Raw genomic sequence first — 8,948 nt, 5'->3', positions numbered from 1 at the left:
TCAGCAAGGAAGATGATCCCGAGACTGTGCTGATCCCCCGCCTCCTCGCGGCAAAGGCAGACATGCGGCGAATTGCGATGGTGCATGGTGTGTGGCAGCACGGCAGGGTGGAGGAGGGTTTTCACCTTGACGGCGATATTGAGCGGGTCCGGGATGCCATCAGTAAGGGGGAGCTTTCCCCCGATGCCCCGACAACGCCACTGACCAGCGTGTTCATTGACCCCGTGGCGGACTACTGGGACCCCCGGAAGAATCCGAACCTGGACACCAACATGCGGGCGGCGCTCAACCCGTGGCGGGACCTGGCTCGGGAGTTTCGCGTGTGCATCATTGGGGTGGCCCACCTGCGCAAGGACTTAGAAGTCCGTGCGGCGGTACACGCCATCAAAGCCTCGGGAGCCCTGACGGAAATCTGTCGGGTGGTCAACTACTTGTGCTTGAATCCGAAAGACCGGGACGAACGGCTCTACGGTTCAATTAAATCGAATAGCTCCTCCCTGTCATCCACCCTCGTCTTTTCGATCCCCCCACGAGGCCACGAAACAAAGGTCAGTTGGATGGGGGAAGACGAGGGGGACCTGGCAGCCTTGCTTGAGGGGGTGCCTACCACGTCGAAGGAGGACAGCGAGACGCCAAAGGTCCTGGAGGCGTTTGACTCCTTCCAGGCGGGAGAAGTGGAGAAACAGGCTGTCAGCAAAACGCTTCAGGAGAGGTGGGGGATAGCCAGACCGACCGCGTACCGCTGGGTCGCTAAGGCAGTCAGAGCAGGGGGGCTCCAGGAGAAACAGACAAAGACTGCCCCTGTCCGGGACGTGCTCTCAAAGCCATAGTCTCACGCTGGGGCCAGTCCCGTGAGACTGTGAGACTGTAGGGGTTCAGTATAAGAATAAACTATATTTTTCAAGACGTTTCCACAGTCTCACCCCTATGAGACTGTAGATGAGACTGTGGACCTCCCCCGAGCCTACGGGGGGCGAAAGGAGGCCAAAATGACCGAGGATCAATTCATCGAGTTAGCGGACGGCAAGGCAATCAGAGCAGTTCTGCTCCCTGGCGGGTGGGTCGAGGCCACAGGTGAGGTGTCGATTGCCTACCTGGAGCACGACCCCAAACGTGAGCACCTTCTCAGCTTCTCGTCCAGCGAGGGGAAGGTGGTCGTCCTCCTCGATGAGGTGGTCGGGGTGCGCCTGGCGAAGTGATGGAGCGGAAGCTAGGCAGGCTTCGAGCGCGTCTCCTCAAACTTGGTGGAGAGGAAGTCGCGTTGGATGGACTCACCGACGACCTCGTGACTGCTCTCCTCGGGCGTGGGCTGGTTACCGAGTGAGGCAGGAAGCTTAATTAATGCCCGGGTCGCCAGTGCCCCAGCCAGTGCTCCAAAGAGGGCGATGATTATTCCACGAATAATTGCGTCCTTATTTCTCGACCAAAAGGACTCACGTTCACGTTTATGGGAAAGGAAAATAGTTGAAAGATGTCCATTTTTTGTAGCGTAGGATATTCCAATGAGTATCCCCACCAGAAGTTGGCCCAGGAGGAATTGATATTGATAGCCCGGTGATATCCACTTGGCACCAAAGCTGTCGATGATGAGGATGATGAGGTACACGATAAATGCAAGACCCCAAAAGGTAAGATTAAACACATAATTGATAAACCTTTCGCGGCTATTTAGTAGTTCCTTGATCCTCAAAAACCCGGTCTCCGCAGCATCAATATCGACTGAATATAGGGATGTTCCCTTTTTGCGACTAAATGTGAGTTCAAGTGGAGGGTTGGCGAATCGCAAATCGTCTATTCTCTTTCCCACGTTTTCTACGAGGTCATCAATGGAATCATATCCATAATCACCGCTAACTATAGCCACCCCCGTGCCGGAGGTCCCCGACATGATTGCATGGATCGTATCCAGGTCCTCCCGGAATAAAAGGACGGATGGAAAATTTTCGCTTCGGTCTTTGGTGACTTTTCTCAAAGCGTTATGCTCCGCGTGACTTCTTCCCCCACCGACGCTCAACCCTGTGTGGGGTATGGGGAGGTAGAGTTGTTCTAATCAGCCGCCTCAAGCGCCGGACCTTGCTGTTCGCCTTCGACGGGTGGAGGCTGCTCCGGTCCCGAAATTTGAACCGAGAGATTCACATTGTCGGCGGTTATATTAAGAGCCGCCGCAGCCGTTTGATCCCCAGTGACAGTAGATCGTTTAAAATAATTCTTTATCTCTTGAACGTCTCTCATTGCGCTGCGTGCAGTGACCAAGGACGATATAGCGAGGATAGATGCAATGATACTCAGTACTGTGGCTACTATATCCATACCAGCCCTTGGAGCCTCTTACTGACCGAATTGTCGCCAATCCTCAGGAGGAATCCTCAGGTCATTAAGAATTTGTACGGGTACATCAATGGTAATACCCGTTTGGCGTTCGTAATCCTGAACGTGTCGGCGCAGGATGAAAGCCAACACTTTGGCGTGCTCCGGGCTCATTCTGATACGCGCCGCAACGCGAAAAGTGCGGTTTTCTGCTTCTTGACCTTCTTCGTGCTGCGCGTGTTCTCTCAGTGGGGCGAGCCTTGTTCCGAAATCAAGTAACGCCGTGTAGGGATTTAAGGTGACCCAAAACACATCGCTGTATACTTCCGGTACTTCCGCCATTGACTTTCCTCCTTTTCCTTGTGTCCTTTGCCGGGGCTACTTCTTCCTCTTGTTCCATCGACGCAAGACCAGTTCACGCATGGCCTGTGAGCGGTCCTCCTTTGACACCCCGGCCCAACGTTTGCGACCGAGTGAGACGGCTGCTTGTGACTTCTTTTTCTGCTTCTTCCCCACCCTGCCTCCCGTCGTCCTTTACCACACGGGGACGCTGGGGACAACCTCCTTTTGTGGTCCACGAGCGGTCGTATTTTTCCCTTGACACCCTAATACGAGCGGTCGTATAATTACGTATGGAAAGGAGCGTACCAAATGGCCTCGAAAGTCAGACAGAAGGACCCCGGAGCAGTGGCCCTCGGGAAACGCCGATGGGAGGGCATCCCGCCCAAGGAGCGAGCGAGACAGATGCGAGCTTTGGCCCGGAGGCGCTGGCGGGGGAGGAGGCGGAAGTAATGGTATACCGCCGCAGACGAGGAGGAGACGGTGCGGGATCGGTTCTCGCCTAGCACGCTGATGGGACCAAACAGTGACCCAAGGGCCGGGGAGACGACCGCCTCTCCCGCCCACCTCAAGCGCCTCATCCCCGCTACTCTGAACCGTCTTGGTGGGCTCGTCCCCAACCTGACCGTTGAACCCCACCCGGACGGACGTGTTAGTATCACCCTCCCGCTCCAGTGGGCATCTCTCCTCCTTGCCAACCTGCAAGCCCAGGCCCATGACTTCAAGGAGAAGCTACAGCGGGCAACCTGGCAGGAGCAAAAGAAGCAGGCCGACCTCCGAGCGTCCCTTGCGGAGTCCCAACGGCAATGGGAGATGCAACAGGTCGCCGTCCATGCCTTGTACAAGCAGCTTCTCAAAAATGGGCTTACTCACCGGGAGGCCCTTTACCAACTCAAGAGTGACGCATGGACCATCACCATGCTACAGACCGCGATAGAGAAGGGAGGTGCGAGGGAACGTCGCCAGCAACGGAGCAAACGAGACAAGCGGATCTTTGATATGGTGAACCAGGGAATAGGACGGCGGGAAGTTTCGGAGCGGTTGGGCTTGACCGTCGTCCAAGTAAAAGAGGCGTTACGTCGAGGACGAATGGAGAAAGGAGGTGGTGAGGCATGACACGACGGATGAAACAACTTATAGGTCTTGCAGTATGCGCCGGGATCGTTCTCGCCTATATCTTTCTCTCTACAACGGACTTCATTACTGCCGCAATCGCCTTCGCGGCCACCTTCTCAGGTGTCTATCTCTCCTTTTCCAAGGAAAACCGGCGGAGGCGGGAGGAGGAAAGGAGTGAAGCCGCTCGAAGGGAGGCGGAGGAAAAAGAACAGTTTGCGCGATTGATTCAAGGTGTCTTAGTCGAAAGCGCGAACGATCACACCATATTGAACAATATCCGCAAGATGGTCGCCCCTGGAGTCATTTTCGTAGGTGAAGTTAGCACCGACGCCCTCCAAGCTGCGTTGAGTGACCCTCTTTTCCACCGATGGGCCGACCATAGCCTGGTCCTCGCTGCCACCATCGTGAAGTCTAGGCTAGTGGAGATGAACAATATTCTTTCAGAGTATAGGGCACGGGGAAGGATGGAGTTCCCCGGTGATGTTGAAAGGATGAAGATCCGTGCAGAAAAGCGCCAGGAAGTTATCAAAGTAATGCAGGAGCTTTTGGAGATGGCGATGACACAATATGGCGCTGCGATCGTGGCAGATGTACGAACCCAAGAAATCAACGAAAGACTCCAAAGGATCTTGCAGGAGGAACGCCAGCAGATCGAGAGGATAGAGGGAGGGCCGCTGAGATGACCTACCGAGTGGAACTGACCAACGGGACGGCCATGACCCTGTGTGACGAGCACATTCGACTTTACAGCCCAGCTGCGTGGAGCGTGATCGACGAGCCGGACGGTCTTTGCCTACTGTGCCCTGGGGAGAACTAGTAGTAGAAGCTATACATAGACTAAACGAAGGGAGGAGACGCGATGCGAGAACCATTTATATCCAAGACTAAGAAGCCAGACGGAGAAGTCGTTGATAGCAAATTCTACTACATCCGCTTCGTCAACGCGGACGGGAAACTCAAGACGGAATCCACCCGGACAACGGATAAAGAGGAGGCCAGGCTATTCCTAAGAAGGCGATTGGCAGAGGTGGAGGAGGGGAAGCTCGTTAGCCCCAGGCAGGGTCGGGTGAGGGTAAGCACGCTGCTGGACGACCTCATCACCGAGTACGAGATCAACGGACGGCGTTCTCTGCGTCGTCTCAAGGGAGCCCTCAAGCACATACGGGCCTTCTTTGGCCACCTGAGGGCCGTCGAGGTCACCCCCTCCTTGGTGGACCGCTACGTCTCTCAGCGACACACTGAAGGGGCGAGTAACGCGACGATCAACCGGGAACTCACCGCTGTGCGTCGAGCGTTCAACCTGGCCCATCAGCGCGAGGAGATCCCCCGCGTCCCCCATATCTGTACGCTGAAGGAGGACAACGTACGGACGGGCTTCTTTGAGCCCCATCAGTATGAGGCTGTACTCCGTTACCTCCCCGAGCTACTTCGCCCCCTCGTGCAGTTCCTCTACCTGACCGGCTGGCGGGTGTCGGAGGCTCAATCCCTCACCTGGCGACAGGTGGACTTCAAGAGTGGGGTAGTGCGGTTGGAGCCTGGAACGACGAAGAATCGAGACGGGCGCACGTTTCCCTTTGCCCCGTTCCCCGAGCTACGGGACCTCCTCAAGGCACAGTGGGCCTACACCGAGCGAGTCCAGCGGGATCTAGGGGTGATCGTGCCTCACGTGTTCCACCGCCAGGGACACCCCATCAGATACTTTCGCAAGGTGTGGCAGAGGGCAGTCCGCCTCGCGGGGTGTCCTGGCCGTATCCCGCACGACTTCCGGCGTACAGTCGTGCGGAACCTCGAACGGGCCGGGGTGAGTCGGTCTGCGGCCATGAAGCTGATCGGCCACAAAACCGAGTCGATCTACCGGCGGTATGCTATAGTCTCAGAGGGAGACCTACACGAGGCGGTCCACAAGTTGTCTGTACGAAACACCGTACGAACAGGTACCCCACCCGCCGTAAACCCGCATGGGCCTGTAGCTCAGGTGGACAGAGCAGAGGTTTCCTAAACCTCGTGCCGCAGGTTCGAGTCCTGCCAGGCCCACCAGAAATTTCTCAATTATCCCCCCGCACGTAGTTGCTAAGTCCGAGTAAGAGGCACACAAAGTCCCCTTCGCCTCGTCCAGGGGGTATCGCTCCCACCGCTTCGACTTGCCCGCTTCATGGAGTTCGGCTCAGCCCTGCAGTGGCAAACGAGGCGCATAGCAAGCAAGGCACGGCATAATAAGCCACGTTGCCTGTCGACAAGGGGTCAATTTGGACTCCAGGAAGCCGTAACTCCTTGAAATTAAGGCTCTATGTGAGTGGCATGCCCTTTGCTAACCTCAGCATAGGTTGCATCTCACCCGCCATATAATCGCCGAGGAGTTGCGTTGGAAGAAGGACAGCGAGACAGGCGGGAGCATCCCCGATTTACCGTGGCAGGCAAGGCCACTGGGCGTGTTAGCGCCGTGCATGATGCGTCTCTCGTCGACGTTAGCTTCGGGGGGGTATTGATCGAACATTCCCAGGTCGTCCGACCGGGCACCACTTCCTCCTTGGACCTCGACCTGGAAGGGAAGAGGCTCCGCTTGAGGTGCCGCGTGATCCGTTCGGTGGTGAACCGGATAGAGCTGCAGCCGGATGGGGAGCAGGCGTTGATCTACCACACCGGGTTGGAATTTCTCGACCTCTCAGAGGAGACGCGCCAGGTGATCAGGGACTACATCGAGTCAATCACAGAGGATGGGTCCGGGTTGGGGCTACCATCAGGAGAAAATAGTGCAGACACGCCCCATCTTAGTTATTGACGATGATCAGGTCTTGCGTGAGCTAGCAGGCTCGGTGCTCACCGGTGCGGGATTTCGAGTCCTTGAGGCCCCCGATGGCCTGGCTGGGATCAAACTGGCTCAGACGGCGCAGCCTGCTGTCATCCTCCTGGACATGACACTGCCCGGGCTCGATGGGGTCAGAACGTGCCAGCGCCTCAAACAGGATGGTACCCTCGCAGACATTCCCGTGGTCGGCATCACGGTTTCATCGGACTTGCAGGACGCCGAGCAGGCCTTTCGCGCCGGAGCGGAGTTCTGCCTCGCGAAGCCCTTTGAGGCTAAAAGCCTCATCGAGGTAGTGAATTCAGCCACGCGCAGGGCTCAGCGGGAGACGCCACGGCGAGGCGATCCCCGCCTTCCCGCAGAGCTGCCGGTCCGGTGCGTCATTGCAGGGGATGGCGAGCCAAGCCGGGAAGTCGCGGGGGTCGCGATCAACGCGAGCCTTCGCGGCCTCCATGTCTTCCTGTCCGAGAAGCTGGCACCTGGGACCATGCTTTGCCTTCGCATGGAACTCCCCAAAGGGACAGTGACCGCCGAGGGAGAAGTGATGTGGCAAAGTGATGAAGTCGCTGACCAGATTCTCCCCCACGGCGTCCACCTCCTGCGGTTTGTGGAGGACACCGGCTTCCTACAGTATAGGCGGTACCTTAAAGCACTCGCTGTGATCAAGAACGAACCGTAGCCCACCTTCTCGACCCTCTGTGAAGCGTAAAAAAGAACTCCCGATGCTTCTCTATAAATTCTTCATCCGTCTTCTCGCTTCTCCTTGGAGCACTCTAGTAGTAGGGTAGGGGTGCCATATTTGACATATATATTACTTTATAGTCAAACAATTACGGTGCAACCCATAAAGTTAAGTAGCATATATCGAGCTGTGCCCGCAATGGTGCCCTAGAGAGTGAAAAAAGGGCTTAGCCGTACCAAAAGGGGACGAACTGGGATTTGACAGGAAGCGCGCTGAAGTGCTAGAAGAGCAAGAAAAGAAAGGATTCAGGAATAGATGCGACTCAAAGGCCCAATCATCAAACCGCGTCGTGTGACCCCCAAGGAATTCGGTGATCACCTATACGAGATGCGCAAGCTTCTCACGCTGGGGGTGCTGGCGCTGCTGGTAGTTGTCTTTGGTTGGTGGGGCTATCGGACCTTTCAAGCAAAGCAGGAGGAGGCGGCCCAGTTCATGCTGACCGACGCCCTGCAGATGCTGCAAAGGCCCCCGGAGGTGACCGCAGCCGGACAAGGTACGGAGGAAACGGCCACGGCCCCCGACCAAGCGCTGCCTTTGCTCAACCAGATACGCGAGGAATATCCCTCGTCAAGTGCGGCGGAGCAGGCGCTGCTCCAGATTGGTCACACCTTATACGCGATGGGCAGATATCAAGAGGCCTTGGTCGCTTACCAACGCTACCTCGAGAAATACCCAAAGGGATCGTGGGTATTTCTGGCTGCGCTCGGAAGAGCCTATGCCATGGAAACCCAAGGACAGTACAAAGTGGCGGCATCTATCTTTCGAAATCTGTCCCAGCGGTACCGGGGGCACTCATTAAGCGTCGAGGCGCTCATGGGCCTTGCACGCTCCCTCCAACAGTCTCAACAAAAAGAGGAGGCGGTCGCAGTCTATCGTGGCGTCGTAGACGCATATCCAGGAAGCATATGGTCGAGGCAAGCGGAGGAGCAATTGGCTTTATTGGAGCGGTAGGTTGTTCAGATAAGAAACATTATGTAAACTAATGTGTCTCTAACACATATCCCCATCCTCTCCTTCCTAGTCTGTCGAAAACGAATCACCACCCCACTTTTCTCCCACCTATAGTGTGCCCGCCACCACAAAGAAAAAGGGCCCGTCACGTCTTACGGGCCCATATATAAGGGACAGTACCACCCCTGTACAGACTTACATCTTGTACTTACCAAAGTCCTCCGGCTTCAGATTCTCGAGCCACTCGCGCCAGCGATCGCTGTCCTCCGTCTCCTCAGCGATGTCCATACTCTTGGCCTTGCTGACGACCTTGTCCGTGACGAAAATGGGGGCATTGAGCCGAAGCGCCAACGCAATTGCGTCGGACGGCCGCGAGTCGATATTTACCACATTACCGTTATAATTGACCTCGATAACCGCAAAAAATGTGTTCTCTTTCAGGTCGTTGATCACAATCTGCTGCACTGAGGCCCCGACCCCGTCGAGGATGTTTTTGATCAGGTCATGGGTCATGGGCCGTGGCGTCGCGATCTTCTCGAGCTCGAGGGCGATGGCGTTTGCCTCAAAGATCCCAACCCAGATGGGGAGGGCCCGTTTCTCCTCCTGATCTTTCAGGATGATGATAGGCATATTGGTAATTGGATCAAGGGCGATCCCCCGGACTGTCATCCCGATCATCATTGCCATTCT

General features: G+C 56.2%; 14 protein-coding genes and 1 tRNA gene. 10 read left to right on the top strand and 5 right to left on the bottom strand.

Annotated features, from left to right (window positions below):
* Nucleotides 1-830: AAA family ATPase (locus tag O6929_04055; protein MCZ6479570.1), on the top strand; the 830-nt coding region annotated here is incomplete at its 5' end.
* A gap of 159 nt (nt 831-989) precedes the next feature.
* A complete protein-coding gene (locus O6929_04050) occupies nt 990-1,199 on the top strand; it encodes a hypothetical protein (protein MCZ6479569.1) in 210 nt (69 codons plus the stop codon).
* An 11-nt stretch (nt 1,200-1,210) separates the two neighbouring features.
* Here the strand turns inward: O6929_04050 and O6929_04045 are convergent, their stop codons facing one another.
* The 3 genes from O6929_04045 to O6929_04035 form a co-directional block, all read right to left on the bottom strand.
* Nucleotides 1,211-1,972 (bottom strand): hypothetical protein, encoded by a 762-nt coding sequence (locus tag O6929_04045; GenBank protein MCZ6479568.1) that lies wholly within the window; start codon nt 1,970-1,972, stop codon nt 1,211-1,213.
* 356 nt (nt 1,973-2,328) lie between these two features.
* Nucleotides 2,329-2,649: a DUF3467 domain-containing protein gene (locus O6929_04040; protein ID MCZ6479567.1), complete on the bottom strand. Its 321-nt coding sequence runs from the start codon at nt 2,647-2,649 to the stop codon at nt 2,329-2,331.
* A 36-nt stretch (nt 2,650-2,685) separates the two neighbouring features.
* On the bottom strand, nt 2,686-2,823 hold the full coding sequence (locus O6929_04035) for a hypothetical protein (protein ID MCZ6479566.1): 138 nt from the start codon (nt 2,821-2,823) through the stop codon (nt 2,686-2,688).
* Between the two features lie 191 nt (nt 2,824-3,014).
* Here O6929_04035 and O6929_04030 point away from each other — a divergent pair, with 191 nt between their 5' ends.
* From O6929_04030 to O6929_04015, 4 genes are read left to right on the top strand one after another with little or no spacing between them, the layout of a single operon-like run.
* Nucleotides 3,015-3,152: a hypothetical protein gene (locus O6929_04030; protein MCZ6479565.1), complete on the top strand. Its 138-nt coding sequence runs from the start codon at nt 3,015-3,017 to the stop codon at nt 3,150-3,152.
* Nucleotides 3,130-3,762 carry a hypothetical protein gene (locus tag O6929_04025; protein MCZ6479564.1) on the top strand — a complete coding sequence of 211 codons (633 nt, stop codon included), beginning with the start codon at nt 3,130-3,132 and terminating at the stop codon, nt 3,760-3,762. The genes O6929_04030 and O6929_04025 overlap by 23 nt, the downstream gene beginning before the upstream one ends.
* Nucleotides 3,759-4,445, top strand: a complete 687-nt coding sequence (locus O6929_04020; GenBank protein ID MCZ6479563.1) for a hypothetical protein — start codon at nt 3,759-3,761, stop codon at nt 4,443-4,445. The genes O6929_04025 and O6929_04020 overlap by 4 nt, the downstream gene beginning before the upstream one ends.
* The gene (locus O6929_04015; GenBank protein ID MCZ6479562.1) at nt 4,442-4,579 is read left to right on the top strand and encodes a hypothetical protein; all 138 of its coding nucleotides are present in this window, start codon (nt 4,442-4,444) and stop codon (nt 4,577-4,579) included. Before O6929_04020 ends, O6929_04015 begins: the two co-directional genes overlap by 4 nt.
* Before the next feature lie 189 nt (nt 4,580-4,768).
* Here O6929_04015 and O6929_04010 read toward each other — a convergent pair whose 3' ends face one another.
* Entirely contained in the window at nt 4,769-5,152 is a 384-nt protein-coding gene (locus O6929_04010) for a hypothetical protein (GenBank protein ID MCZ6479561.1), read from the bottom strand.
* Between the two features lie 570 nt (nt 5,153-5,722).
* Here O6929_04010 and O6929_04005 point away from each other — a divergent pair.
* The 4 genes from O6929_04005 (at nt 5,723) to O6929_03990 (ending at nt 8,258) form a co-directional block, all read left to right on the top strand.
* Nucleotides 5,723-5,799: transfer RNA gene (locus tag O6929_04005), tRNA-Arg, on the top strand.
* A gap of 325 nt (nt 5,800-6,124) precedes the next feature.
* Complete coding sequence (locus O6929_04000; GenBank protein MCZ6479560.1) at nt 6,125-6,541, top strand: PilZ domain-containing protein; 417 nt, start codon at nt 6,125-6,127, stop codon at nt 6,539-6,541.
* Nucleotides 6,513-7,244: a response regulator gene (locus tag O6929_03995; protein ID MCZ6479559.1), complete on the top strand. Its 732-nt coding sequence runs from the start codon at nt 6,513-6,515 to the stop codon at nt 7,242-7,244. The genes O6929_04000 and O6929_03995 overlap by 29 nt, the downstream gene beginning before the upstream one ends.
* Nucleotides 7,245-7,562: 318 nt before the next feature.
* Nucleotides 7,563-8,258 (top strand): tetratricopeptide repeat protein, encoded by a 696-nt coding sequence (locus O6929_03990; protein ID MCZ6479558.1) that lies wholly within the window; start codon nt 7,563-7,565, stop codon nt 8,256-8,258.
* Between the two features lie 195 nt (nt 8,259-8,453).
* On the opposite strand, the gene O6929_03985 is transcribed toward O6929_03990, so the two are convergent.
* A complete protein-coding gene (locus tag O6929_03985; protein ID MCZ6479557.1) occupies nt 8,454-8,939 on the bottom strand; it encodes a bifunctional nuclease family protein in 486 nt (161 codons plus the stop codon).
* Nucleotides 8,940-8,948 lie beyond the last annotated feature (9 nt).

Source organism: Candidatus Methylomirabilota bacterium (assembly GCA_027293415.1).
Lineage (GTDB): Bacteria > Methylomirabilota > Methylomirabilia > Methylomirabilales > CSP1-5 > CSP1-5.
The sequence above is the reverse complement of the archived record's forward strand: the minus strand, read 5'-3'. Positions and strand labels throughout refer to the sequence as shown.